The sequence below is a fragment of the Sphingobium sp. CFD-1 genome (genome assembly GCF_024611115.1).
Taxonomy (GTDB): domain Bacteria; phylum Pseudomonadota; class Alphaproteobacteria; order Sphingomonadales; family Sphingomonadaceae; genus Sphingobium; species Sphingobium baderi_A.
Map to the genome: position 1 here is coordinate 1,278,620 of NZ_CP084398.1, position 24,967 is coordinate 1,303,586.

26 protein-coding genes are annotated in these 24,967 nt (G+C 62.6%); 20 read left to right on the forward strand and 6 right to left on the reverse strand.

What is annotated here, in order from left to right:
- Window positions 1-14 precede the first annotated feature (14 nt).
- From LDB26_RS06705 to LDB26_RS06720, 4 genes are all read left to right on the forward strand, one after another.
- Window positions 15-899: an alpha/beta fold hydrolase gene (locus LDB26_RS06705; protein ID WP_257541260.1), complete on the forward strand. Its 885-nt coding sequence runs from the start codon at window positions 15-17 to the stop codon at window positions 897-899.
- Window positions 892-2,034, forward strand: coding sequence for a glycosyltransferase (locus LDB26_RS06710; RefSeq protein WP_257541262.1), 1,143 nt, complete (start codon window positions 892-894; stop codon window positions 2,032-2,034). Before LDB26_RS06705 ends, LDB26_RS06710 begins: the two co-directional genes overlap by 8 nt.
- Before the next feature lie 95 nt (window positions 2,035-2,129).
- On the forward strand, window positions 2,130-3,533 hold the full coding sequence (locus LDB26_RS06715; RefSeq protein WP_062068762.1) for a nitronate monooxygenase family protein: 1,404 nt from the start codon (window positions 2,130-2,132) through the stop codon (window positions 3,531-3,533).
- Complete coding sequence (locus LDB26_RS06720) at window positions 3,533-3,751, forward strand: DUF2093 domain-containing protein (RefSeq protein ID WP_062065169.1); 219 nt, start codon at window positions 3,533-3,535, stop codon at window positions 3,749-3,751. Before LDB26_RS06715 ends, LDB26_RS06720 begins: the two co-directional genes overlap by 1 nt.
- 384 nt (window positions 3,752-4,135) lie before the next feature.
- On the opposite strand, the gene purU is transcribed toward LDB26_RS06720, so the two are convergent.
- The 3 genes from purU to LDB26_RS06735 all read right to left on the reverse strand — a co-directional run bounded on the left by purU (window position 4,136) and on the right by LDB26_RS06735 (window position 7,406).
- A complete protein-coding gene (gene purU / locus LDB26_RS06725) occupies window positions 4,136-5,005 on the reverse strand; it encodes a formyltetrahydrofolate deformylase (protein ID WP_257541264.1) in 870 nt (289 codons plus the stop codon).
- A 147-nt stretch (window positions 5,006-5,152) separates the two neighbouring features.
- The gene (locus LDB26_RS06730; protein ID WP_257541266.1) at window positions 5,153-6,169 is read right to left on the reverse strand and encodes a 2-oxoadipate dioxygenase/decarboxylase family protein; all 1,017 of its coding nucleotides are present in this window, start codon (window positions 6,167-6,169) and stop codon (window positions 5,153-5,155) included.
- Between the two features lie 247 nt (window positions 6,170-6,416).
- Window positions 6,417-7,406, reverse strand: coding sequence for an SPOR domain-containing protein (locus LDB26_RS06735; protein WP_257541269.1), 990 nt, complete (start codon window positions 7,404-7,406; stop codon window positions 6,417-6,419).
- A 187-nt stretch (window positions 7,407-7,593) separates the two neighbouring features.
- On the opposite strand from LDB26_RS06735, the gene LDB26_RS06740 reads away from it, so the two are divergent.
- From LDB26_RS06740 to LDB26_RS06750, 3 genes are read left to right on the forward strand one after another with little or no spacing between them, the layout of a single operon-like run.
- The gene (locus tag LDB26_RS06740) at window positions 7,594-8,313 is read left to right on the forward strand and encodes a ParA family protein (RefSeq protein WP_257541271.1); all 720 of its coding nucleotides are present in this window, start codon (window positions 7,594-7,596) and stop codon (window positions 8,311-8,313) included.
- A gap of 17 nt (window positions 8,314-8,330) precedes the next feature.
- A complete protein-coding gene (locus tag LDB26_RS06745) occupies window positions 8,331-8,840 on the forward strand; it encodes a hypothetical protein (RefSeq protein ID WP_062065180.1) in 510 nt (169 codons plus the stop codon).
- Window positions 8,841-8,854: 14 nt separating this feature from the next.
- Window positions 8,855-10,159 (forward strand): SPOR domain-containing protein, encoded by a 1,305-nt coding sequence (locus LDB26_RS06750; RefSeq protein WP_257541273.1) that lies wholly within the window; start codon window positions 8,855-8,857, stop codon window positions 10,157-10,159.
- 90 nt (window positions 10,160-10,249) lie between these two features.
- On the opposite strand, the gene LDB26_RS06755 is transcribed toward LDB26_RS06750, so the two are convergent.
- Together LDB26_RS06755 and LDB26_RS06760 are read right to left on the reverse strand one after the other, a co-directional pair.
- Window positions 10,250-10,639: a nuclear transport factor 2 family protein gene (locus tag LDB26_RS06755; RefSeq protein WP_257541275.1), complete on the reverse strand. Its 390-nt coding sequence runs from the start codon at window positions 10,637-10,639 to the stop codon at window positions 10,250-10,252.
- Entirely contained in the window at window positions 10,624-11,277 is a 654-nt protein-coding gene (locus LDB26_RS06760) for a 2OG-Fe(II) oxygenase (protein ID WP_257541277.1), read from the reverse strand. The genes LDB26_RS06755 and LDB26_RS06760 overlap by 16 nt, the downstream gene beginning before the upstream one ends.
- Before the next feature lie 173 nt (window positions 11,278-11,450).
- Here LDB26_RS06760 and LDB26_RS06765 point away from each other — a divergent pair, with 173 nt between their 5' ends.
- The 13 genes from LDB26_RS06765 to LDB26_RS06825 all read left to right on the forward strand — a co-directional run bounded on the left by LDB26_RS06765 (window position 11,451) and on the right by LDB26_RS06825 (window position 23,653).
- Complete coding sequence (locus LDB26_RS06765; RefSeq protein ID WP_257541279.1) at window positions 11,451-12,278, forward strand: type II secretion system protein N; 828 nt, start codon at window positions 11,451-11,453, stop codon at window positions 12,276-12,278.
- On the forward strand, window positions 12,275-14,464 hold the full coding sequence (gene gspD, locus LDB26_RS06770; protein WP_257541281.1) for a type II secretion system secretin GspD: 2,190 nt from the start codon (window positions 12,275-12,277) through the stop codon (window positions 14,462-14,464). Before LDB26_RS06765 ends, gspD begins: the two co-directional genes overlap by 4 nt.
- Entirely contained in the window at window positions 14,461-16,002 is a 1,542-nt protein-coding gene (gene gspE, locus LDB26_RS06775) for a type II secretion system ATPase GspE (RefSeq protein WP_257541283.1), read from the forward strand. Before gspD ends, gspE begins: the two co-directional genes overlap by 4 nt.
- Complete coding sequence (gspF, locus tag LDB26_RS06780; protein ID WP_257541285.1) at window positions 15,995-17,212, forward strand: type II secretion system inner membrane protein GspF; 1,218 nt, start codon at window positions 15,995-15,997, stop codon at window positions 17,210-17,212. Before gspE ends, gspF begins: the two co-directional genes overlap by 8 nt.
- A gap of 156 nt (window positions 17,213-17,368) precedes the next feature.
- Window positions 17,369-17,836 (forward strand): type II secretion system major pseudopilin GspG, encoded by a 468-nt coding sequence (gene gspG / locus LDB26_RS06785; RefSeq protein ID WP_021246441.1) that lies wholly within the window; start codon window positions 17,369-17,371, stop codon window positions 17,834-17,836.
- Between the two features lie 129 nt (window positions 17,837-17,965).
- A complete protein-coding gene (gene gspH, locus LDB26_RS06790) occupies window positions 17,966-18,520 on the forward strand; it encodes a type II secretion system minor pseudopilin GspH (protein WP_257541999.1) in 555 nt (184 codons plus the stop codon).
- Entirely contained in the window at window positions 18,513-18,890 is a 378-nt protein-coding gene (gene gspI, locus LDB26_RS06795; RefSeq protein ID WP_082635207.1) for a type II secretion system minor pseudopilin GspI, read from the forward strand. Before gspH ends, gspI begins: the two co-directional genes overlap by 8 nt.
- Window positions 18,891-18,931: 41 nt before the next feature.
- Entirely contained in the window at window positions 18,932-19,603 is a 672-nt protein-coding gene (gspJ, locus tag LDB26_RS06800; protein WP_257541287.1) for a type II secretion system minor pseudopilin GspJ, read from the forward strand.
- Window positions 19,596-20,585: a type II secretion system minor pseudopilin GspK gene (gspK, locus tag LDB26_RS06805; protein ID WP_257541289.1), complete on the forward strand. Its 990-nt coding sequence runs from the start codon at window positions 19,596-19,598 to the stop codon at window positions 20,583-20,585. Before gspJ ends, gspK begins: the two co-directional genes overlap by 8 nt.
- Window positions 20,582-21,700, forward strand: a complete 1,119-nt coding sequence (gene gspL, locus LDB26_RS06810; RefSeq protein ID WP_257541292.1) for a type II secretion system protein GspL — start codon at window positions 20,582-20,584, stop codon at window positions 21,698-21,700. Before gspK ends, gspL begins: the two co-directional genes overlap by 4 nt.
- The gene (locus LDB26_RS06815; RefSeq protein ID WP_257541294.1) at window positions 21,697-22,185 is read left to right on the forward strand and encodes a type II secretion system protein M; all 489 of its coding nucleotides are present in this window, start codon (window positions 21,697-21,699) and stop codon (window positions 22,183-22,185) included. Before gspL ends, LDB26_RS06815 begins: the two co-directional genes overlap by 4 nt.
- Window positions 22,182-22,904, forward strand: a complete 723-nt coding sequence (gene gspN, locus LDB26_RS06820) for a type II secretion system protein N (RefSeq protein WP_257541296.1) — start codon at window positions 22,182-22,184, stop codon at window positions 22,902-22,904. Before LDB26_RS06815 ends, gspN begins: the two co-directional genes overlap by 4 nt.
- Window positions 22,901-23,653 (forward strand): A24 family peptidase, encoded by a 753-nt coding sequence (locus tag LDB26_RS06825; protein WP_257541298.1) that lies wholly within the window; start codon window positions 22,901-22,903, stop codon window positions 23,651-23,653. Before gspN ends, LDB26_RS06825 begins: the two co-directional genes overlap by 4 nt.
- 47 nt (window positions 23,654-23,700) lie before the next feature.
- Here LDB26_RS06825 and LDB26_RS06830 read toward each other — a convergent pair whose 3' ends face one another.
- A complete protein-coding gene (locus tag LDB26_RS06830) occupies window positions 23,701-24,951 on the reverse strand; it encodes a family 16 glycosylhydrolase (protein ID WP_257541300.1) in 1,251 nt (416 codons plus the stop codon).
- Between the last annotated feature and the right edge of the window lie 16 nt (window positions 24,952-24,967).

Sequence of the window (24,967 nt, forward strand, 5' to 3'; positions counted from 1 at the left end):
CGGAGGGATCAAGGTTGAGCGGCTATACCGATGGATTTTGGTGGTCCCCCGATGGCCTGCGCCTCCATTATCGTGACTATGGTGGCGAGGAAGCGGGGGGCGATGACGGGCGGCCGCCTTTGCTCTGCCTGCCCGGCCTCACCCGCAACGCCCGCGATTTCGAGCCGCTTGCCGAAAGGCTCGCGGGCCAATGGCGGCTGATTTGCCCCGACATGCGCGGGCGGGCCGAAAGCGCCTATGCCAAAGACCCGATGACCTATGTGCCGCTCACCTATCTTCAGGATATAGGGCGGCTGCTGGCGGACCTTGCCGTCACGCGCTTCGTCGCCATCGGCACCTCGCTGGGCGGGCTCATCACCATGCTGATCGCCGCGACCCATCGGGAATGGCTGGCGGGCGCGTTGCTCAACGATGTGGGGCCGACGCTGGAGGAAGCGGGGCTGGCGCGCATCCGCACCTATGTGGGCATCGGCCAGTCGCATCCCAGTTGGGTCCATGCGGCCCGCGCGCTGGAGGAATCCAACCGCGACATCTACCCGGCTTATGATCTCGAACAATGGATCGCCATGGCGAAGCGTCTTTACCGCCTCAACTCGGGGGGGCGTATCGTGCTGGACTATGACATGCGCGTCGCCGAACCCCTGCGCCTGACCGGCGGAGAGGAAGCGGCTCCCGACATGTGGCCCGTCATGGCCGCCTTTCGCGGCATTCCGACGCAGATATTGCGGGGGGAGCATTCGGATCTGCTGAGCGACGCCACCGCGCGGCGCATGGTCGCGGAAATAGGCGAAGGCGCGGAACTGACCGTGGTGCCCCGCGTCGGCCATGCTCCCGCGCTGGACGAGCCGGAATCGGTGGCGGCGGTCGACCGTCTGCTTGCCCGCGTCCTCCGTGGCTGAAGATTTGGCGCGGCCGCCCCGGCTGCTTCATGTGCATGGCAGCTTCTCGCTGGGCGGCAAGGAAGCGCGGGCTGTCCGCCTCATGAACCTCTGGGGCGATCGCGCCCATCACAGCATCGTCAGCGCCGCGCCGGACGCCATGGGCGCCCGCGACGCCATCGACCCGGCGCTACAGGTGGACTTCCCCACGCCGCCGCCTCTCACGGGCCGCCCCGGCCTGCGCCGCTTTCGCGAGATCGCGAACTTCCTGAAAAGTTTCGATTTGATACTGACTTACAACTGGGGCGCGATGGACGCCGCAATATCCCATCGCTTCGCCACCTCATTCATGCATTTGCCTCCCCTCATCCATCATGAGGACGGCTTCAACGCCGACGAAGCCAATGGATTGAAGCCCCAGCGCAACCTCTACCGCCGCCTCGCCCTCCAGCGCGCCGAGGCTCTCGTCGTCCCCTCCGTGCGCCTCGAAAGCATCGCCCGTCAGGTCTGGCGACAACCGGCGGACAAGGTCCACCTCATCCGCAACGGCATAGACGTGGCCCGTTACGTCACGCCGCCCGCGCCCGATGCCATCCCCGCCCTTGGCCGCACGCCGGGCAAACTGCTCGTCGGCACACTGGCGGGCCTGCGCGCGGTCAAAAACATTCCCCGTCTTGTCCGCGCGGTCGCCGCCCATCGCGACCGCCTGCAACTGGCGGTCGTCGGCGAAGGCCCGGAACGCGACGTCATCCTCGCCGAAGCCGCTTCCCATGGCCTGGACGATATCTGCCTTGCCGGTTTCATGACCGACCCGTGGCGCTTCGTCGGCCTTTTCGACATCTTCGCTTTATCCTCGGACAGCGAACAATTCCCGATCTCACTGGTAGAGGCAATGGCGGCGAGCGTCCCCGTCGCGGCGATGGATGTCGGCGACGTTGCGAATATGGTCGCGCCTGAAAACCGCCCCTTCATCGTGCCGGATGAACAGCAGCTTGCCGCTGCCTTGGGTGCGCTGGCGGATGATGCCGGACTGCGCGCCCGACTGGGCCGTGCGAACCAGGAACGCGCCAGTCGCGATTTCGACGAAGCGCGAATGGTCGATGCCTATGCCGCGCTTTACGGGAAGGCGCTGGCCCAGCCGGACATTTTGCGCTAGGGGCCGCGCGAAAATTCGTTATCCGGCCAATAATCTGCTATGGGTCGGCCTTTACGTGGCTGGGGGAGCCACTTGCTGTTGTGCGGGAGATGTCTTTGTTCAAGGGTTTGAAACCCATCGTCTATGGTGGTCGTGAGGTTTGGCCGCTGGTCGAAGGCGGAAAAGGCGTGGCGGTTTCCAACCACGCCAGCTCCGGCGCATGGGCTGCGGCAGGGGGAATCGGTACCGTGTCCGCGGTGAACGCCGACAGTTACGACAGCATGGGCAATGTCATCCCGCAAATCTATCATGGCCGCACCCGTCGCGACCGGCATGAGGAATTGATCGCCTATGCCATAGACGGCGCGGTGGAACAGGTGAAGCGCGCCTTTGAAATCGCGGGCGGCAAGGGCGCGATTAACATCAACGTCCTTTGGGAAATGGGTGGCGCGCAGCGCGTTCTGCACGGCGTACTCGAAAAGACCAAGGGTATGGTGTCGGGCGTTACCTGCGGAGCGGGCATGCCTTACAAGCTGAGCGAAATCGCGGCATCCTATGGCGTGAATTATCTGCCTATCGTCAGTTCTGCCCGCGCTTTTCGTGCTTTGTGGAAGCGTGCCTATTCCAAGGCGTCCGAATGGCTCGCCGCCGTGGTTTATGAAGATCCGTGGTTGGCAGGCGGCCATAACGGGCTTTCAAACGCGGAAGATCCGCGGGAGCCGCAAGATCCTTATCCCCGCGTGAAGGCGCTGCGGGAAACCATGCGTGAGGGCGGCATTTCCGATGATGTGCCGATCGTGATGGCAGGCGGCGTCTGGTATTTGCGGGACTGGAACGATTGGATCGACAATCCTGAATTGGGCGCCATCGCCTTCCAGTTCGGCACCCGGCCGCTCCTGACTCAGGAAAGTCCCATCCCGCAGCCGTGGAAAGAAAGGCTGATGCAATTGGAATCGGGTGACGTGCTGCTTCACCGTTTCTCGCCCACCGGCTTTTACAGCTCGGCCATTCGAAATCCCTTCCTCCGCAATCTGGAGGCCCGATCGGAACGGCAGATTCCTTTCAGCACCGAGCAAGCGGGCGATCACACGCATCAACTCGACGCGGGGGTGAAGGGCAAGAATTTCTGGGTAACCCGCAACGACCTTCTGCGTGCTCGCGAATGGGTGGGGCAGGGGTTTTTATCTGCGCTGAAGACGCCGGACAACACGCTTGTCTTCGTGACGGAAGAGGAAAGGGCCGAAATCCGCAAGGATCAGACCGATTGCATGGGTTGTCTTAGCCAATGTGCTTTTTCGAGTTGGATGGACAGCGAAACTAATTCGACCGGGCGCCTCGCCGATCCCCGCAGTTTCTGCATTCAGAAATCCTTGCAGGAAGCTGTGCATGGCGGATCGCTGGATGCCAATCTGCTGTTCGCGGGCCATGGGGCCTATAATTTCAAGAAAGACCCTTTCTATTCCAACGGCTTCGTTCCGACGGTGAAGCAATTGGTCGATCGGATTCTTACGGGCGACTGATGGCGGATATTCAAGGACTTGCGGTGCTGCACTATGATACGCCGCATTTCGAAGTGGTGCGTCCGGGACAGTTCGTTTTATGCGCTGTTTCCGGCGCGCGCATCGATCTTGAGGATCTGAAATATTGGAGCGCTGAATTCCAGGAAGCCTATAGAGGGGCGGATGAAGCTACCCAATCCTTTATTCGGCATCGGGGTTTGGCTTCCTTAACCAGCTGAATTATTTGGGGATGGTTGTTCCAGATTGAGGCAAGGAATGGCGTTGCGCTGCTTCAATGGTTTGCGCCCACCGCTCGTCGTCAATTTCGTGCATTTCATCGTATCTTTGCTATTCCTTCCCGAGGAAAACTGCTGTAGTCTGGGAATAAGGCGTCAGAAATGAGAGCGCCTGACTGGAAGGATGTCGAGATGTCGCGAATTGACGTGTTTGGCGATCGGGTGTGCATAGTTACGAGCCTGCTTATCGTGGGCTGGTTCATCTACACAGCGGTCTTCTAATCCCGTCCCGATGGAGGACGGGCTGGAGGATGTTCGTCCAGGCGTTCTGGTATTTTGTCGCTCTCTCCCGTAAAAACGTACGTTAATTTTCAGAGCGATTTTTCCTCAACGGAATATAACGGTTTTCCTGCCGTTCAGCAGCACGCGGCGATCTGCGATCCACCGAACTGCCCTTGCCAATACCTGTGTTTCTATGTCGCGTCCTATGCGGACCATGTCTTCCGCCGTTGCGCGATGATCGATCCGCTCGACTGCCTGTTCGATGATCGGTCCCTCGTCCAGATCCGCCGTCACGAAATGAGCGGTTGCGCCGATCAGTTTGACACCGCGTTCATGCGCTCGATGATAAGGACGCGCGCCCTTAAAGCCCGGAAGAAAGCTGTGATGGATGTTGACGCATCGACCCACCAGCTTTGCGACCAGTTCTTCCGATAGAACCTGCATGTAGCGCGCCAGAATCAGGTAATCAGAGCAGGTGCGTTCGAAAATATCGAACAGGGCCGCTTCCTGAGTGGGCTTATCGCCATTGGCAGGCAATTCATGATAGGAGATGCCATGCCATTCCGTGATGCGGCGCATGTCGGGATGATTGGACACGACGCCCATAATATCGACTGCCAATGTGCTCGTTTGCCAGCGATGCAGGAGGTCGGCGAGGCAATGAGACCCCTTGGACACGGCGATGAGAATGCGTGGACGTTCATCAACGTCGGTAAGCCGCCAATCCATAGCAAAATAATCGCCTATAGGCGCGAATTCCACCCGCAGCCATTGCGTGCCGCCGTCCATGCGATTGTTGGTCGCTTCAAAGGCGACGCGCATGAAGAAACGCCCCGATTCCCGGTCGGCATATTGCTGGCTGTCGGTAATGAAGCCGCCGCGCTCCGCCAGAAACTGGCTCACTGCGGCGACAATCCCGACGCGATCCACGCAAGCAAGCGTCAAGACCCAGGATGAAGCAACAGGACCGTTCAACGCATGCCTCCCGATAATGGATAGGGAGCGTTGCCTTAATCTGTTCCGGTGATCAACCCGTTAACCACGACTGCTTCGACCTTTCCGGCTTTGAAGCTGAGAATGGGGCAGGACAACATGGCAGCACGGAAGATCGGAGAATTTCGGTCAGGGGGCTGCGCTTGTCATGGCGAAGATGCCGGTGGCATTACCCGTGTCGAAGGCGAGATCGAGCGCTCCAACGGCCGGATCGACATCGCGGCTGATGAACTCGTAGAAGGAACCCGGCACGGTCCGGAATACCCCATCGGCAAAGGGTCTTTGGACGCTGTCCGCGCGAAAGGCGGTCTGGCGCACGCGGCCGCTGGCAGAGATTTCCAGCTTTTCCTTCATGGGGCGATTTTCCGATTTTAGACGGCTGGCCAGAGCGGCCACGTCCGGCACGCGATCGGTTGCATGATTGAAGGCGTTGCCTTCGGTCGCGATCCACGCGGCTTCGTTCGAGCGGGATCGCAGCACCTCATAGTCTTCAAAAGCAGCCGGTTCATGTTGTCGATCGAACGCGGCGAGAATGGTCGGCAGAACTTCCGTGGCCGTTTCCAGATTGACGGGACGGCCTGCCGCATAATCATCCAGCAAAGCCTTGGCTTTGTTATCCAGGGGGTCGCGAGATGTTCCGAAAACACGCCATGCCACCTCGCCAAATGCCGGATCGAAACGGTCGACATGCAGTTCCGATAGGAAAAATTGGGGAATGGCCTCTGGAGCGTCTATGTGGCGATAGGCGCGGCCAGTCATCCCAAGCCGCTCGAGCGGGTAAATGGCGGCCATCTCATAGCCGAGTGGGATGAAAATCCTTGCAAAGGCGTCTTGCCCCGCTGGAAGACCGCCGGTCGGTCCTTCGGCAAACCGCACGGTCCGCAACGCTCCGTGATCGAACGTGACGCGGCGGTTCTGTGCGGCGACATCCCTGACATAATCAGCGCCGCTTGGCACACGGTCAAGCAAATCGTGGAAAAGCGCAACATTCATGGCCATGGCGAACGCAGCGCGCGAAACTTGATTGCCACACTCATTCAAGAGAGCTTCTTCAATGGCTAGGCAATTTAGTACCCGTTTTCCGTTCCCTTCTCCCAGAACGGACGTTACCAAAGCATATATTGCCCTATCATTCCCGGAAATCATGACAAGCTCCTTGGCGTTTGGGCTATTATCTCAGATTCCATGGCATGGCTCAAATTCTCATTGCCCGATCGCTGGACTTCGCATGGCGCTGCGTGAGATGGGTAAGGGAAGGCGTCGATCAGATGCGCTTGCCCTTCTCTTTGTCTGCCTGCGTTCGTCGGAGCAGGGGCATAGGCCCGAAACGGTGTTGGGAAAGGATGCCTTCACATGTTTTCGAGCGGGGTCATGTCCAGCATGATCCCCTGATTTAAATCTTTTTCGCTATGCAATCCGCGCCGGCAGATTTGATGCGCGCGCAAAGCTGCGCGGCATCTGCTGAACTGCCCAGAGGACCGGCCTGGAGCCGCGTGATGCCGCCTGCCGCTACATAATAGGGCTGATAGACGGAAAGGCCGCGAACCTTGCCTGTGAGTTGCGACCACATTGAGCGGGCACGCGCGTCCGCGCTGAATGCGCCCAGCTGGACCCGCCAGGGGCCCGAAGCGGCGCGGGCAGGGAGTGCTGTAGGAGCCGCAGCCTGTCTGGGAGGGGGCGGCGCTTTGGTTTTGGGCGCTTCGGCGCGAGAGGGCGTGGTTGACGGCGCAATTTCGGCAGTCCGCAGGGGAGAGGGAGCCGGTCGCGTCGCGGGGCCGGTGCTTTCCGTCCTTGTCGGCGCGGAAGCCAGTAAGGCGCCCTTGTCTTGCTGCATTCCTGCAGCGAGGGCTTTTGCCTGTTCGCGCTGTTCGTCGGAGATATATTTGTTCATCTGTTGCAAGCTGGTGTTCGCTTGCGACAGTCCTGCCGCCGAAGCACGCGTCATCAAGGCATAGGCGCCGACCCAATCCTTCTTAACGAGATCGCCGTTGAACAGGGCCGTCGCGTAGATATATTGTGCGCGTGAATCCCCCCGGGACGCCGCGCGTTCCAGATAAGGCATGGCTGCGGCGCGATCGCCCTTTTGAAACAAGCTGAGGCCTAGATTGTCTTCGGCGCGCATATGACCCTGCGCGGCTGCCTTTCGATACCACTGGATCGCCGCGTCCAGATCTGATGACACACCGCGTCCCAGCTTATAGGCCTGTCCCATGTTGAACTGGGCATCTGGGTCGCCTCCCTCGGCAAGGGCGCGCCATTCCGCCACGGCCTTTGCATAGTCACCCTGTTGCCACGCATCTACGCCCAGTTTTACGTCAGCCAGAAGCGGCTGGCTCAGACTCAACGTTGCGATTGCGATAAGCGCGCCTCGAAAATTGTTCATGAAAGGGCTGCTCCAAATCCACGGCATTCACGCCATTTTATCGCGGATATTGGTTAAAAGGCTATTAGCATCGTGCGCGGGAGTGACGCGCCCTCTTGCGGACCATGGCGGGGGATGTCGGTTAACTGAATTTTAGGTGCTGCCATGACAATCTCGACCGGAATTGGATTTCCTTGGGGGGCAGCGCGTGCGCATCTTGGCACTGGCATCGCAGAAGGGCGGATCGGGAAAGACGACGCTTTCCGGACATCTTGCCGTGCAGGCGCAGCGAGCGGGACATGGGCCGGTCGTTCTGATCGACATTGATCCGCAAGGATCGCTCGCGGACTGGTGGAATGAGCGGGAGGCGGAATTTCCAGCCTTTGCTCAGACTACGGTAGCGCGCCTCGCCGCAGACCTCGAAATTCTGCGGCAGCAAGGTTTTAAGCTGGCGGTCATAGACACGCCTCCCGCCATCACCATGGCGATTCAGAGTGTGATTTCGGTGGCGGAACTGATCGTCGTTCCCACACGCCCCAGTCCGCATGACCTGCGCGCCGTAGGCGCCACGGTTGATCTGTGCGACAGAGCTGGAAAGCCGCTGATCTTCGTCGTCAACGGTGCGACGCCCAAGGCGCGGATCACGTCAGAAGCAGCCATCGCTTTGTCTCAACATGGAACCGGCGCGCCTGTGACGGTTCATCATCGCACCGATTTCGCGGCGTCGATGATCGATGGCCGCACAGTCATGGAAGTGGACGCGAAAAGCCGCTCCGCGAGCGAAGTCGTTCAGTTGTGGAGCTATATTTCGGATCGCCTTGAAAAGAATTTCCGGCGCACGGTCTTTTCCGTTCCGCATGGGAGCGTCGGGACAATGGGAAGCACGCGACCGGCCGGGGGCGGCTTTGGCCGCCGTGTTATCGGATAGTAAGAAAGGAACGCATCATGCCTGAAGCAAAGCCGATCGCGTCCCTGACCTCTGGTCTTCTTGCACGCAAGGGAGCGGCTCAGCCCGCCATGCGTAGGCCCATGCTTGGTCTTGGTCGTATGGCCGTAGCGCAGGACGATTTGGGCTGGAACGACATGGGCAACGACATGCCCATGGATGCCCTGCCATGTTCGCTGGAGCCTACGCCGATTGCCAGCCTTACGCCCATGGGCAATGCCGTTGCGAAGGGCGCGCCCGTTCCAGCGGTCGTTGTGGAAAGGCATGAACTTGCCGAACGCGTGGCGGATACACTTGCGGTACGAAATCACAGTACCGGGGCGGCTCGCAAAACCGCGTTCACTCTGCGGCTCGACGCCGGCAGACATCTTAGGTTGCGGCTTGCCTGCGCTGTGGCCGGGCGATCAGCCCAGCAGATCGTTACCGAGGCTGTCGACAAATATCTCAGCGATTTGCCTGAAATAGACCGGCTGGCGCAGCAAGTGCCGCCGATGCACGGTCGCAAGTAAAAGTGGGAATGATTATGAAGCGTTCTGCATTTGGCAAGGCGGCTGCGTCCTCCCTGATCGTGGCTGTCACGATGGTGGGTTGTACGGGGGCTGCATTTCGTCCGTCGATGACGACAGCCAGCCAGAAGGGCGATGCCAGTAAACAGGCTCTGGCCGCGGAAAAGGCGATGGCGGGACATGATGCCGTCCGCGCCATCCGCGCTGCCGAGGAAGCTGTCCGGTTAAAACCGGACAATGCGGCATATCGGCAGTTGTTGGGGCTGGCCTATGTTGCGGGCGGGCGTTTCGTCTCCGCCGAAACCGCGCTTTCCGATGCAATGGCGCTGGGAAATCAAGAAAGCCGGACCATCGTCAATCTGGCGCTCGTACGGATTGCACTTGGCAGGAGTGCCGCCGCGCAGACATTGCTTGCGGCCAATGCGGACAATGTTCCGGCTGCCGATTATGGTCTGGCGATGGCGATGGCAGGCAATGCGCCGGAGGGCGTTCGTATCCTTTCCGAGGCTATTCATGATCCTTCGGCGACGGCGCGCACCCGCCAGAACCTTGCCTACGCCTATGCTCTGGCGGGGCGCTGGAAGGATGCGCGATTGGTTGTTGGCATGGATCTCGATCCGCTCGCAGCCAATCAGCGGATTACGCAATGGGCGACGATTGCGGCCCCCGAACTCGCGCCGATGCGTGTGGCGTCTCTGATGGGCGTGAGCGTAGCCAGCGACGATGCAGGGCAGCCTGTAGCCCTGGCGCTCGCTCCAGTGGCTGTGCCAGTTGATGCGGTTTCCGTGCAAATGGCAGCCGTTGAAGAGGACGCTCCGAAGCAAATAATCGAGACCGCTGACGCTGTGCCGATTATAGCTGCCGATGCCAGCCCTGTGCGTGTCGCTCTTTCTCCAACTCCGGTCATGCCGGACCGAAATATCATGTCCGGCAACGCCATCTCGAAACCGCTGCCGCGCAAGGTTAATGCACCGCCGCTGCAGAAAGCGGCGTTCATTCGCCCCGTCGAAAACGGGGCGAGCAGTTGGGTGGTGCAGTTGGGTGCTTATGACAGCGCTGCGATTGCGCGTGAAAAGTGGATCGGCATGTCGCGTTCGAACGAAGTGCTGGCCGCATTTCCGGTGATAACGAGCCAGGCAACGGTTAATGGAATCACCTTCCATCGTCTGGCCATCAAGGGATTTGCCAAACGTGCCGATGCGATGAGTCTTTGCCGTTCGATTCAGGCGCGGAAGGGACAATGTTTCGTGCGTGAAGGCGCGCCCAACGCGGCGCCTCTTCAGTGGGCGGCTGCAAAAGGGCGTCGGTTCGCTTCACGCTGAAATGAAGGATCGATAAAGTAAGATTCGATAAAAGCATGAAACCCCGGAAGATCTGTCTTCCGAGGTTTCATGCTGTCACCAAGTCTGTGATCATGGCCGCGTGCCTGCGGGATTGGTTTCGTCGGGTGGATAGGTGCCATGGCCTTCGCGCACTTTTCCATCTGAAAAGATCAGAACTTCGCTAACCACGATATTCTTCTGATTCCGATACTGGATGACCAATATGTTTAGGCCGGCAAAAATCCGTTCTACCGTGAAATGCAGGTCCGGAATATGTTGCAGGCCTTTCGACCAATATCCCCGAAAGGATTCCTTTCCGCGAATATAGCCTTCCGTTTTCGGAAGCAGCCCTGCGGCCACGGGCGACGTGAAGACAATATCTTCGTGGAAATGATCGAGTAGCCGCTCCAGATCATGGGCGTTCCAGGCGCTCTGCCATTCTTCCGCGAATTTGGCCCAATCGATTATGCCGGAATCCATGGACGTTCGCGATACCATTTGGTGATGACGTGCTTCACCCCTGAACGTACCTTCATGCCATGGTGCAGGCTTGAAGGGTTATAGGCTCCCGGCGCCAGCCGATTATTCCACGCAAGCAGCTTGCCGGTTTCCGGTTGAACCGTCTTCCCGATCTTGATGAAGCGGGTTGCGCCGCCAGCTTCTGGCTGGTTGAGATAGATCATCAAGGTCCAGGTGCGATTGCCCGCCGTTCCGCAATATTTATCGAAATCGGCGCCCTTAGGATCGAAATAATCCGTATGCGCCTTGAATTCTTGTCCAGCGGCATATCGTTGCCCCTGCATCGGTTCGCCATGGACGGGATCGATCCCAGCAAAGGCCGCGAGCCTTGCGTCGATTTTTGCGACAAGTGGTTCGGCGGCGTCGAGTTCACATGTTTCGCTGGTGCGAAAATAATGATCGCCATTGGCATCGGCAATTGTCGATGGACGCCGCTTGGCATCGATCAATTGCATGAGACCGCCACATTCCTCCGGCGACAGGAAATGACGAGCGATGAACAAAGTCAGTTCACGATTAGGGACGTGCTGGACACCGGGATGTCTGGCAATCCAGTCCGGATTGCCATCGGGAGATAGGGGGCTCTGGCGGTCCGACATGACGAATCCGAACTGGTAAAACTTTCTTGGCGGCCCGCTAGCTATCGCTCGACGCTATAAATGCAAGGCTGACAGCTTCGCTATTGCGCTTGTCATAAATGCGACATGTAACTGTCATCATTGCGTAATCGCCGTTGCCTAGCAGGCGTCGGTGGCCAAAAGGGGGCGGTATCATGCATTTGCCGATCGGCGAAGCGGCGCGAAGATGGACAGGGCGCCTGCGCCCTATCGGCGGTGTGGCAATCATCGAAAAGACGGTTCTGGCGCTGCTGGCCATTCAAATGGCGCGATTGGTCTGGGTGGTCTTCACGCCCATGGGTAGCTTTGGTCCGTGGCCTGGTCCGCAATCCCAATTTCCTTCTCCAGCAGCCCGCCAGTTTCTCTTTGCGAACTTCGATCCGTTTTTCCCTGCTGCGCCGCAACAGGAAAGCACTGGTGTTGTGACGTCCCTGGCGCTGACCCTATATGGTGTGAGATTGAACGAGGGGACGGGTCTGGGGTCGGCCATCATTGCCGGGCCGGACGGTGTGCAAAACAGTTTTGCGGTCGGAGACGAAATCACGTCCGGCGTCATGCTCAAAGCTGTCGCATTCGACCATGTGACCATTGATCGGGGCGGCACGGAGGAACAACTGTTTCTCGATCAGTCCCAATCCGCGTCTCAATCGTCGCAAGAGGCGGCGGCTTCGCCGATGGACAAGAACCCGGAACGGGGACGAGACAATCCGACCGCGGACAGCATTAAGCAGGATGTCGGCATCACTCCCAGAACGGAGAACGGCCGCATCACTGGTCTGATCCTCGTCGCCAAAGGGCCGAGTTTTGAAAATGCAGGCTTTCAAGCTGGCGACGTCGTTACACAGATTGACGGACAAAGCATTACCTCGGCGAGCGACCTGCAAGCGTTGCGGACGAAAATCGTTCCGGGCGCGCGTATTTCCCTGACCGTTGAACGCGGCGCTTCCACCGCAACCATCAACCTTATGCTGCAAGGCCAATGACAAAAAATTTCCTTTTATCTGCCGCAGTCGCGCTTGCTCTGGCTGTTCCCATCGCCGCGCCCGTTTATGCACAGCAGACGCTGAATGTGCGGGACGCCGATATTCGGGCCTTTATTCAGGATGCAGCCCGCGTGACGGGGCGGACCTTTATCATCGACAACCGCGTTCAGGGGAAGGTGTCGGTCGTCACCGACCGGCCGCTGTCACGGTCGGAATATTTTGAGATATTCCTGTCCACCCTACGCGCAAACGGCCTGGTCGCGGTGCCTGCGCCTGGCGGCGCCTATCGCATTCAGCCCGCCGATGGAGCTGCGGGGCAGCCAAGCGCGGTGGGGCGGGCGGCCAATCGAAACCAGTTCGTAACGGAAGTCTTTCGCCTTCATTCCATTGATGCCGCCAGTGCTCTTGAAACGCTCAGACCGCTGGTCAGCAGGGATGGCTCGGTTACCGCCAACCGGGCAGGCAACAGCGTGGTGGTGGCTGACTATGCCGATAATATCGCACGTATTCGGCAGGTCATTGCGCGCATAGATCGCGATACGGCCGCAACACAGACGGTGATGCTGAAAAACGCCGGAGCGCGGGAAATCGCCACCTCGCTTCAGGCATTGATGGCGGGAGGCGGCGGTGAAGGCGGGACTCCGTCCGCCGCGACGGTGGTTCCGATCGACAGCAGCAATTCAGTGGCCATACGCGGGGATGCGGGAACCGTCTCCCGGCTCGTGCAGATGGCGCGCGATCTGGACCGGCAGGCGGCGAGCGGCACGGAAATCCGCGTCTATTGGCTGGAACATGCCGATGCGGAAAAGCTCTTGCCGGTGCTTCAGCAGCTTGTCGGCCAATCGACGAATGAGCCAGTCACCGCATCCGCGCCTGCGGCAAATGGGGCGTCGCCGGCGGGGGCCGCGCCGTCGGCTCCGGCAATATCTTCCGCGAGCACCGGCAACACAGGCATTTCGACGCGCGGCCCCTCGATCGTCACCCGCTATGAAGGGGCTAACGCCATCATCGTCGCGGCGAACAGCGACGTCCAGCGCATGTTGGGCGAAACCATCCGCCAGATCGACACCCGCCGCGAACAGGTGCTGGTGGAAGCCATCATCGTCGAGATCAGCGACGCGGCGGCGAAGAAGCTGGGCGTGCAGTTCCTGATCGGCAGCACGAAGACGGGCTTTGCCGCGACCAACTATTCCAACGCTTCGCCCAATATCCTGACATTGGCGGGGGCGGTGGGCGCTGACAGGCTGGGCGAGACGACCACCACTGTCGTAGCGCCGGACGGAACGCGCACCACAACCACGACACGCGAAAATGGCGATTTGTCCAATACGCTCCAGCAGGCGGCCGTGGACAGCCTGATGAACGCGACCGGCGGTTTCGGCGGGATTGCGACGCAACTCGGCAATCACGGCATCTTCGGCGCGATCGTCAACGCCGTGAAGTCGGATACGGACAGCAACATCCTGTCCACGCCATCTGTCATGACGATGGACAATCAGAAGGCGTCGATCCTCGTCGGCCAGCAGGTGCCCGTGACCACAGGCGAGGCGTTGAGCCAGAATTTCGACAATCAGTTCCGCACCGTCCAGCGGCAAGATGTCGGCATCAAGCTGGAAGTGAAGCCCCAGATCAACGCGGGCGGCGCGATCAAGCTGTTCCTGAAACAGGAGGTGTCGAGCGTCGCCGGACCGGTCAGCAACAACAGCAGCGACCTCATCATCAACAAGCGCGAGATTGAAACCACCGTCACCGTGGACGATGGCGAGATATTGGCGCTGGGCGGCCTGCTGGACGACAATGAGCGCAAGACCATTGAGCGGATTCCGCTGCTGTCCGACATTCCGGGGCTGGGCGAGTTGTTCAAGTCGCGCAGCCGCAGCCGGACCAAGACCAACCTCATGGTCTTCATCCGCCCGACCATATTGCGGAGCAAGGAAGACGCCCAGCGCCTGACGCAGCAACGCTATGGCTATGTCCGGGACATGCAGATGCGACGTAATCCGGATGCGGAACCAGGCATCGACGAACTGGTGCGCGATTATATGGGCGCGCTGCCTCCGGGCGCGGCGGCAGGGCCGGGCGATGCGGTCGTCCCGCCGCCGCCGCAAGTGATCGAGCCTATGACCCGTCAGTCGAGCGGTGTCGTGCGCCCGGTAGAGATTCCGGCAAGCGAAGCACGGCCATGAGCGATCAGGGCGATCCCGATCCGATCCCGCCTTATGTCGCGGCGCGGGCGCTGGACATACCCTATCTATTTGCCCGGCGGCATGGCGTGGTGCTGTTGCCGGAAGACGACGGTAGGCTGGCGGTCGCGGTAAGGGAGGGGAGCGATCCCCGGATGCTCCTTGAAGTGAGGCGGCATCTGGCGCGCAGTTTCGACGTGCGCTTCGTCGACGCGGCGCAGTTCGACCGGCATCTGTCCGATCATTATGCGATGGAGGGCAGCGCGGCGGCGATGGCCGGTTCCATCGACATGGGCGCGGACGAGCTGGACATGCTGGCGGCGGATATTCCGACGGCGGACGATCTGCTCGACAGCGCCGACGATGCGCCCGCGATCCGCCTTATCAACGGCATCATCGCCGAAGCGGCGCGGCAGGGCGTGTCGGACATTCATATCGAGCCTTATGAAACGGGCCTCGTCGTGCGGATGCGGGTGGATGGCGTGCTGCGCGAGACTTTGCGGATGCCGCCGCATGTCGCGCCGGTGGTGGTGAGCCGTATCAAGGTGATGGCGCGGCTCGACATTGCGGAGCGGCGTGTGCCGCAGGATGGGCGTATCGGGTTGACTCTGGGCGGGAAGTTGCTGGACGTGCGTGTTTCGACGCTGCCGAGCCGGGCGGGCGAGCGGGTGGTTTTGCGTATCCTGGACAAGGAAAATGCCGGGATTTCGCTGGAATTGCTGGGCATGACGGGGGCGGCGGATCGGATATTCCAAGAGGGACTTAAAGAACCGAACGGGATTATATTGGTTACCGGTCCTACAGGGTCGGGCAAGACGACCACGCTTTATGCGGGATTGCGGCATTTGAACGATGGGACGCGCAATATCCTGACGGTCGAAGATCCGGTCGAATATGCCGTCGAAGGCGTGGGGCAGACGCAGGTTAACGCCAAGGTTGGCCTCACTTTCGCGGCAGGTTTGCGCGCCATCCTGCGTCAGGATCCCGATGTCGTGATGGTCGGCGAAATCCGCGACCGGGAGACGGCGGAGATCGCCGTGCAGGCTTCGCTGACGGGGCATCTCGTCCTGTCGACCGTCCACACCAATGACGCGGTGGGGGCGATTACCCGGATGCGGGACATGCGGGTCGAGCCGTTCCTGCTGGCCTCCACCCTGCGTGCGGTCATCGCGCAGCGACTGGTGCGGCGGCTGTGCCAGCATTGCCGCGAGCCGGTGCAGGCGGACAAGTCGGCCAGCGCCCTGCTTGGTTTCGATCCCGGAACAATCATCTATCGCGCCAAGGGCTGCGATGAGTGCAGCGGCACAGGCTATAAGGGCCGGATCGGCGTGTTCGAGGCGATCCGCATCGATGACACCATCCGCCGCCTCATCAACGATGGGGGCGATGAATCGCTGATCGCGCGCCATGCGTTCCTGAACGCGCCCAATCTGGGGTCGGCGGCGCGGGCGCTGGTGCGCGACGGGCAGACCACGGCGGAGGAAGCCATCCGCGTGTCGCGGCGCGACGCGATCGAGGCGGAAACCATCTCCGATGGCTGAGTATGACTATATCGCGATCGATCCGGCGGGGAAGGAACGCAAAGGCAGCGTCAAGGCCGAAACGGTCGAGGATGCGCGGGCGCGGCTCGACGCGCGCAAGCTGTTCATCGTGCGGATCGAGCCGGGCACGGTCGAAGCGGCGCGCAAACGGGCGGGGCTGGCGCTGCGGACGCCGCGCCTGAGCGCCAAGGAACTGACGCTGTTCACGCGGCAATTGTCGACGCTGGTGCAGGTCAGCCCGCTGGAAGAGGCGCTTCGCACCATCGGGCGGCAGAGCGAGCAGGATCATGTCCGCGCCATCGTGGGAAAGGTCCATGCGGGCGTGCTGGAAGGGCGGCGGCTGGCCGATGCGCTGGCCGCGGAACCGAAAAGCTTTCCGCCGCTCTATCGGGCGATGATTTCGGCGGGCGAAAGCTCCGGCAGCCTGCCCACGATCATGGAACGGCTGTCCGACCTGATGGAGCGGCAGGCGGTGATCCGGTCCAAGGTGCTGACCGCCATCGCCTATCCCAGCGTGCTCGCGATTTTCGCTGTGTGCGTGGTGGCGGCGCTGATGATCTTCGTCGTGCCCAAAGTGGTGGAGCAGTTCGATACGGTGGGCCAGGAATTGCCGCTGCTGACGCGGATGGTGATGGGCGTTTCAGCCTTTCTGGCGGGCTATTGGTGGCTGCTGCTGATCCTGATGGGTCTGGGCGGTTTTGCCTTCTGGCGGGCGCTCAGGCATGAGGGGTTCCGCTATCGCTTCGACGCGACGCTGTTGCGCCTGCCGCTGCTGGGGCGGCTGATCCGCGACCTGCATGCGGCGCGGATGGCGCGAACGCTCTCCACCATGGTCGCGAGCCGGTTGCCGCTGATGGAGGGGTTGTCGCTGACCACGCAGACGGTGCATAATCGGGTGCTGCGGCAGGCTTCGGAACAGATCGTCGAGGCCATTCGCGGCGGCGGGAGCCTGTCGGCGGCATTGCGGCGGGCGGGCGTGTTTCCGCCGCTGCTGGTCTATCTCGCGGCGAGCGGGGAGAGCGCGGGGCGGCTGGACACGATGCTGGAGCGGGCGGCGGACTATCTGGAGCGGGAGTTCGACAGCTTCACGTCCGCTGCGCTGGCCATGCTGGAGCCGATCATCATCATCGCGATGGGCGGCATCGTCGCCGTCATCATCCTGTCTATCCTGCTGCCCATCTTGCAGTTGCAGAGCCTGACCGGGGCCTGAGGAGTGAATATGTTGACCAGGACTTTAACCTCCGTTCGTGCCACGCCTGTCGGAGCATGCATGAAAATATCCCGCTGGCGCTCGCCCTTCGACAGGATCGGGGCGAACGGGGGAGGGAATAACCCGTCAGGCAGGCGTTCCGCCGAACACGGCTTCATGTTCATGAGGCGTTCCGCCGAACACGGCTTCACGCCCGTGAGGCGTTCCGCCGAACACGGCTTCACGCTGGTCGAACTTATGGTCGTGATCGTCATCATCGGCCTGCTGGCGACGATCGTGGCGATCAACGTCATTCCGGCGACCGACACGGCGCGGATCGAAAAGGCGAAGGCGGATATTTCCACCATCGAGCAGGCGCTGGAGCAATATCGGCTCGATAACCTGACCTATCCGGCGGGAACGGACGGGTTGCAGGCGCTGCTGACGCCGCCTGCTTCGCTGACGCAGCCGCAGCGTTACCGGCGCGGGGGTTATATCAAGAAGCTGCCCAACGATCCGTGGGGGCGGCCCTATAGCTATGTCGTGCCGGGCAGGAAGGGTTCATTCGACATCGTGTCGCTGGGCGCGGATGGCCAGCCGGGCGGCGAGAATGAGAATGCCGATCTTTATTCCAGCGCGCTTTGATGGTGCGCTGGCCTACCTATCGGGGAAAGGTCTGGCATGTTCGTAACGGCACGACACGCGGTAGTTGAGAAGCGTGTGGGTGGCTTCTCGACTGCGCTCGAAGCGAACGGGGGTGGGGTGCGCGGCTTCATGTTTTTGAAGCGTGCCGACGAACAGGGCTTCGGTTCTTTGGAGCGTTCCGCCGAACACGGCTTCACGGCCGTGAGACGTTCCGCCCAACAGGGCTTCACGTCTTTGGAGCGTTCCGCCCAACAGGGCTTCACGCTGATCGAACTGATGGTCGTGCTGACGATCATCGGTTTTATTTCGGCGGCCGTCGTGCTGGCGATGCCGGACCCGCGTGGGCGGGTGATCGAGGATGCCGACCGCTTTGCCGCGCGCGTTGCCGCCGCGCGCGACGAAGCGGTCGTCACCTCACGTCCGATGGGCGTGTGGGTGTCGGCTTCCGGCTATGGCTTTCAGCGCCGGGAAGGCGCGCAGTGGGTAACGGTGGAGGACAAGCCCTTCGTCACCGCCAACTGGAAAGCGGGCACGCGGGCGCTGGTGGGCAAGGAAGGATTGCGGCAGATCGGTTTCGACGGAACGGGCCTTCCCACCGATCCGCTCAAGGTGACGCTGGCGCGGGAAGGCGAGCGGGTGTCGGTGACGGTCGATATGGCCGGAAAGGTCATGGTCGGTGGGTGATCCCGCTCTTTGTCGTGGTGAACGCGGTTTCACGCTGCTCGAAATGCTGGTGGCCTTGGCGGTGTTCAGCCTGGCGGCGCTGGCGCTGGTGCGCTTGCAGGGGGTGACGCTGCGGACCGCCGCCGATCTCGACAGCAAGGCGCTGGGGCAGATCGTGGCGCGCAACCTGATGGTCGAGACGCAGACCGATCCCGCGCCGCCTTCGGTCGGCGAGGAAGAGGGCGACGTCGAAAATGGCGGACGGCGCTGGCATTGGAAACGCGCAGTGAAGGCGACCGACGACAAGCGGCTGTTGCAGGTGGACCTGACCGTCGATGGGCAACCGGGCGCTTCGCCGGTGGCGTTGAGCTTCGTGCGGGTGGTGGGGTGATGCAGGCTCCCGGAACGCGCCGTGAGCGGGGCTTTACGTCTTTGAAGCGTTCCGCCGAACACGGCTTCACGTCTTTGGAGCGTTCCGCCGAACACGGCTTCACGCTGATCGAACTGCTTGTCGCGCTGATGATCTTTGCGATGCTGGCGGGCGCGGGCGTGCTGTTGCTGGGCAATAGCGTGTCGGCGCAGGCGCAGGTGAAGGCGCGGCTCGACGATCTGGCGGCGGTGCAGCGGGCGGGCGGCGCGCTGGCGGCCGATCTGGGGCAGGCGGTGCCGCGCATCAGCCGCACCGAAACGGGGACGCTGGCGCCCGCCTTCTGGTCTCATCGCGAGGGCGAGGGGATGCCGGCGATGCAGTTCGTGCGGGGTGGCTGGGACAATCTGGGCAACCTGCCGCGGCCTTCGCTCCAGAAGGTTGAATATTGGGTGCGGCAGGGAAGGTTGGAGCGGCGGACCTATGCACAGGTCGATGGGGCGGCGGGGGATGAGCCTGCCGCGCTGCTCGATCATGTCGAGGATGTGGCTTTGCGCTTTCGCGATGCGGATGGGGAGTGGCGCGAGGAATGGACGCCGACGCAGCCAGACCTGATGCCGCGCGCGGTCGAGATGACGGTGACGCGGACGGGTGAGCCGCCGGTGACGTTGCGTTTTCTGGTGGGGCCGGGTCCGGTGGAAGAACGAGCGGTCGAGGGGGAGGCTGATCTTGGCTGACCCTCGGAAAGACGGTGAGCGGGGCGCGGCTCTGCTGACGGTGCTGCTGCTGGTGGCGGTGATGGCGGTGGTGGCGGCCTCCGCGCTGGAGCGGCTGGCGCTGGCGACGCGGATGACGGGCAATGGCGGCGCGGTCGATCAGGCGCGGGCCTTTGCCGATGCGGGGATGGAGATTGCGCGGCTGAAGATTGGCGATCTGGTGGCGGCCAATCCGGGCAAGACGACGCTGGCGGGCGGATGGATGGGCGCGCCGCGCGATATTCCGGTGCCCGGCGGAATGGTGACGGCGCGGGTGAACGACGGGGGGAATTGCTTCAACCTCAACAGCGTGGTGGCGGGAGAGAGCGAGGCGAATTTGAAGGTGCGGCCGGTGGGCGTGTCGCAATTCCAGGCGCTGTTGCAGGCGTTGGGCGTCGATGCGCGGCAGGCGCAGGTGGTGGCGGCTTCGCTGGCGGACTGGATCGACAGCGACAGCATGCCGCAGCCTGGCGGGGCGGAGGATGAAACCTACGCGCAGGCGGAGCGGCCCTATCGCACGGCCAACCGCTTCATGGTGGACGCGAGCGAATTGCGGGCGGTGCATGGGGTGACGCCCGCCATCTACGATCTGGCGCAGCCCTGGGTGTGCGCGCTGCCGACGGCGGACCTGTCGCCGATCAATGTGAATACGCTGCTGCCCGATCAGGCGCCCTTGCTGGTCATGCTGCTGCAAGGGCAGATGAGCGTGGCGCAGGCGCGGCAAGTGCTGGCGCAGCGGCCGGAGCAGGGCTACGGCAGCGTGAAGCAGTTCTGGGACGTGCAGAAGCAGGTGGGCATCAATCCGCTGGAGGAAGCGGCGCAGCAGGTGAAAGTGACGACAGGATTTTTCGGGGTGGACGTGGCGGTGAATGTCGGGGGAACGCAGATGGTGGAGCGCGGGCTGATCGACGCCCGGCAAAGCCCGGCGACGCTGGTGCGGCGCAATTGGGGAAGCGGCGCATGAGCGGGCGCGAAGGATTGATCGTCGCTCTGCCAGACGAAGCGGGCGGGGAGCCGCTGTGGATGCGGGTGGTGGATGGCGCGGTCGTGCAGCGGGGCGCGGGGGCGAACTGGCTGGCGGCCTGCGGACTGACGGCGCTGCCGTCGGAAATGGTTGTTATGCTGGTGCCGCCCGCAGCGCTGGTGACGCTGCACTGGGCGCTGCATCCCGATCTGCCCGTGCGGCAGGGGCGCAGCGTGGCGCGGCTGGCGGCGCTAGCCGGGGGGATCGTGCCGCCGGACCAGTTGTTCGCGGCGGCGGATGAGAATGACGACCCGGCAAGGCCGCATCTGGTGGCGCTCGCGGCGCGGAGCGATATGCAGCATTGGCTGCTTTGGGCGCAGCATCATGGGCTGGACCCGGACATGATCGTGCCCGCGCCTTTGTTGCTGCCGGAGCCGGAGGAGGGCTTTGCGCGCGGCATCATTGGCGGCGCGGCGGTGTGGCGCGGGCGGGACGTGGCGTTCAGCGGCGATATGGCATTGGCCGAAATGGTCGGCGAGGCGGAGGTGCAGGAAGTCGCTCGGGCGCAGGTGGAGGCGCGGGCGATCGCGGCGCTGGAAAGGCCTGCGCTTAACCTGCGGCAGGGCGATTTCGCCAGGCGCACGCGACGCGATTGGGACAAAAAGACGCTGGGGCGGATCGCGCTTTGGAGCGGCTTCGTCCTGCTGGTCAGCCTGTTGATCTCCGTTGTTGGCGTGACGCGGGAACATATGGCGGCCAAACGGCTGGACGCCCAAAGCCTGACATTGGCGCGGGAAGTGCTGCCGGATGCCACCGACGTAGCGTCAGCGGAAAGCGAGATGGATCGGCAACTCGCGGCGCGGGGTGCGGGCGGCTATGCCTTCACGGCGCCGGTCGCGGGGCTGATGCGTGCGATGCAGGATAGTCCGGGCGTGTCCATGACGGCCTTGTCGCGCGATGCCGACGGGATGATCCGGGCGACGCTGGCGGCGGCAAAGGCGGATGACATCAACAGCGTGCTGCTGGCCTTGCAGGCGGCGGGCTTCACGATCACGGCCACGCCGTCCCAGGACCCGGGCGGGCGGACGCTGGCGGACATAACGGTGCGGCCATGATGGAACGGTGGAAAACGATGTGGGGCGAACGGTCGCCACGCGAGCAATGGATGCTGGGCGTGATGTTCGCGCTGCTGGCGGTTGTCGCGCTGTGGCTGGGCATCGTGCGGCCGCTGGAGCTGGCGCAGCGGTCGGCGCATGCGGCGCTGGGCGAGGCGACCGACCGCCATGCGTCGATCCGGGGCAAGGTGAAGCTGCTCAAGTCCCTGCCGCGCGCCGCCGCGCCGGCCTCGTCCGGAACGCCGCTGGACCAGTTTGTCGGGCAGAGCGCGGGCGAAGCGGGACTGACGCTGGAACGCGCACAGGCGCAAGGCGCCGACCGGATGGACATCGCCATCGCCGCCGTCCGGCCCATGGCGCTCCTGACATGGCTTGCCGGGCTGGAGGCGCAGGGCGTCAGAGTAGAAACGATGAGCGCGCGGCCATCGCCGACGGCGGGCAGCATATCGGTGCAGGCGGTGCTGGTGCGGGGAGCGGCGCAATGATGGGCCTTTCCCTGTCGCGGCGGATGCGGATCGCGCTGATCCTGATATTCGCGGCGGGCCTGCTGCTGTTCCTGCCGATGCGGATGGCGTTGGGCATGGCCGGGCTGGAGCGGTTCGGGCTGTCGGCCCGCGATGTGCGCGGCGTGCTGTGGAGCGGGCGGATCGACCGGCTGATGCTGGGCGAAACTTCGCTCGGTTCCGTTCATGCCGGGTTGTCGCCGGCGTCGTTGCTGATGGGGCGGGCGCGGTTCGACCTGTGGCGGCGAACGGGCGCGGCGGACGATATAAGCGGGGCGATCACCGCCGGTTTCGGCAGGATCGGCGTGGACGATCTGACAGGCCCCGTTCCTCTGGGCCGCAGCTTTGCACCGCTGCCGCTGAGCAGTTTTTCGATGAACGATGTGACGGCCACTTTCACCGGCACGCTTTGCGGTCATGCGGAAGGACGGGTGCGCGCCCATATGGCGGGGCAATGGCCGGGGCTGAATCTGGCGCAGGGGCTGTCGGGGGAGGTCCGCTGCGACGGGGAGGCGCTGCTGCTGCCGCTGGTGAGCCAGTCCGGCATGGAAAAGATCGATCTGCGGATCTGGCGGTCAGGCCGCTATGTGGCGGAAATGCGGGTGGAGACGGCCGATCCAACGCTGGCGGCGGCGCTGGCCAGCGCGGGCTTTGCCGAAGCGGGTGGCGTTCGCGTGCTGAAGGTCGAAGGGACGCTGTGATCGAGCCTCTGGCCGCCCTGTCCGGCGGGATTGCCGGTGCGATCGCGGGCAGTTTCCTCGCGACGCTGATCCTGCGCTGGCCGCAGGGACGGGGCGTCATGCGGGGGCGTTCGGCCTGCGACGGGTGTGGGCGGACGCTGGGCGCGGGCGATCTGGTTCCGCTGCTGAGCGCTATGGTGCATCGGGGGAAATGCCGGACGTGCGGAGCGAGGATCGATCCCCTGCATGGCCGGGTGGAAGCCGGTTGCGCCATGATCGGGGCGCTGGCGGTCGGCTTCGCGCCGGATGTGGCGGGGGTTGGCTGGGCGCTGTTGGGATGGATATTGCTGACGCTGGCGGTGCTGGACTGGCGGCATTTCTGGTTGCCTGACGCATTGACCCTGCCGCTTGCCTTCCTGGGCTTCACCCTTGGTCTGTGGGTGACGGATGCAGCGTTGACGGACCGGGCGATCGGCGCGGTGGCGGGCTATCTGGCGCTGCTAGCGGTGTCGCAGGGCTATCGGCTGGCGCGCGGGCGCGAGGGGCTGGGGCTGGGCGACGCGAAGCTGTTGGGCGCGCTGGGGGCTTGGTTCGGGTGGCAGGCGCTGCCGTTCATCCTGTTGCTGGCGGCTGGAACGGGCCTGCTGGCAATGGCTGGAAGCATGGTGCTGGGCAAAATGGTGGAGCGCACGACGCAGGTTCCGCTGGGCACGTTTCTGGCCGTGGCGGCTGTGCCGGGGTGGTGGCTGTCGGCCCTGTTGCTGGGATAGGCGCGCTCCTTCCCCCTCAGATGGCGGGGAAAGGAGCGCGCGGATCATCAAGGCGTGGAATAGATTTTGAAGCCGCGAATAATCATGTCGCCCCTGCCGTCATCATAGGCGCTGTTGGTTTTGACGGCGACGTCCATGATCGGATACCAGCGGAATCCGTTAAAAGGATTGACCGACTGATAGCTTTCCTTCCCGTCGATGAACCAGGTGATGTAGTCGCGCTGGATATCGATGGCATAGCGGTGGAAATCCTGGCTGTAGCCGCTCCAGCCATAAGCCTGATCGGTCTGTATGACCGCGCCGCTCTGAAAGGTGCGGGTGATGTTCGCGCCGCCGTGGATGGTGTGCGCGACATAGCGGTCGAAATCCCAGTAGCTTTGCTGGCCGAACCCTTCATAGACGTCGATTTCCGGCGGCCAGCCGCTGGTCGACACAAGCCAGAAGGCGGGCCATGCGCCGCGCCGGTCGGGCATTTTCGCGTCCCATTCATATTGGCCATAGCCGATCTGGGTCGCCAGATAGTTCCGGCCATCCAGCACCGAAGCGCCATAAGACCAGTTGCGCCCTTCATAATAGATGGGCTGTTTGAGCTTCTGGCTGTGCAGGACCAGACCCTTGTCGCTCCAGTAGACCGGCCCTTCGACGCCGGGAAATACCGACGAATCGAGATAAAGACCGGTTTCCTCATTCGCGATCTGCGTGCGGCCATTGGCGAGCGACGTCGCCCAGCGGTTCCATCCGCCTTCGGGTGAACGCTTGTGCGTTTCCTTCTGAAGCTCGAACTGGAGCGTGCCGGTCGCGGCGAAGGTGCGCGGGGCGCGGAACGTGCCCGTTGCCTTGGCCGTGGCGGTCGCGCTGCTGCTGGCGGTGACGGTCGCGGTGGATTGACCTTGCAGGCCACCCCATGGGGCTTCGCGCATCTTGAGCTGGAACTGTTGTCCATCCTGCGCGGTGATGATGGGCACGGCGACGGTCTGCCGCAGCGGATCGCCGGGGCGGAAAATGGCGACCGTATCGACAGTCTGGTAATTGATGTTGGATTTGGCCGCACTGGTGCCTGAACCGTTGACGGTGGTGAGGCGGATGATGACCGTATTGGGCGTGGGCCGGTCCAGCGTGAGCGGGACATAGGCGACGTTGACGCCTGGCTGGAATGTGGCGTTGCCCAGCGAGGCCGTTGCCTTGTCCGGCAGTTTCGTGCCGCTTGCGAAATTGAAGGAGGCGAAGGCGCCTTCGGTGCGACCGCTATAGTCCACGCTGCTGGTGGTGGATGCTGCCGCATAGCCCGCCTTATTCACCAAAAGTGTCCTGAAG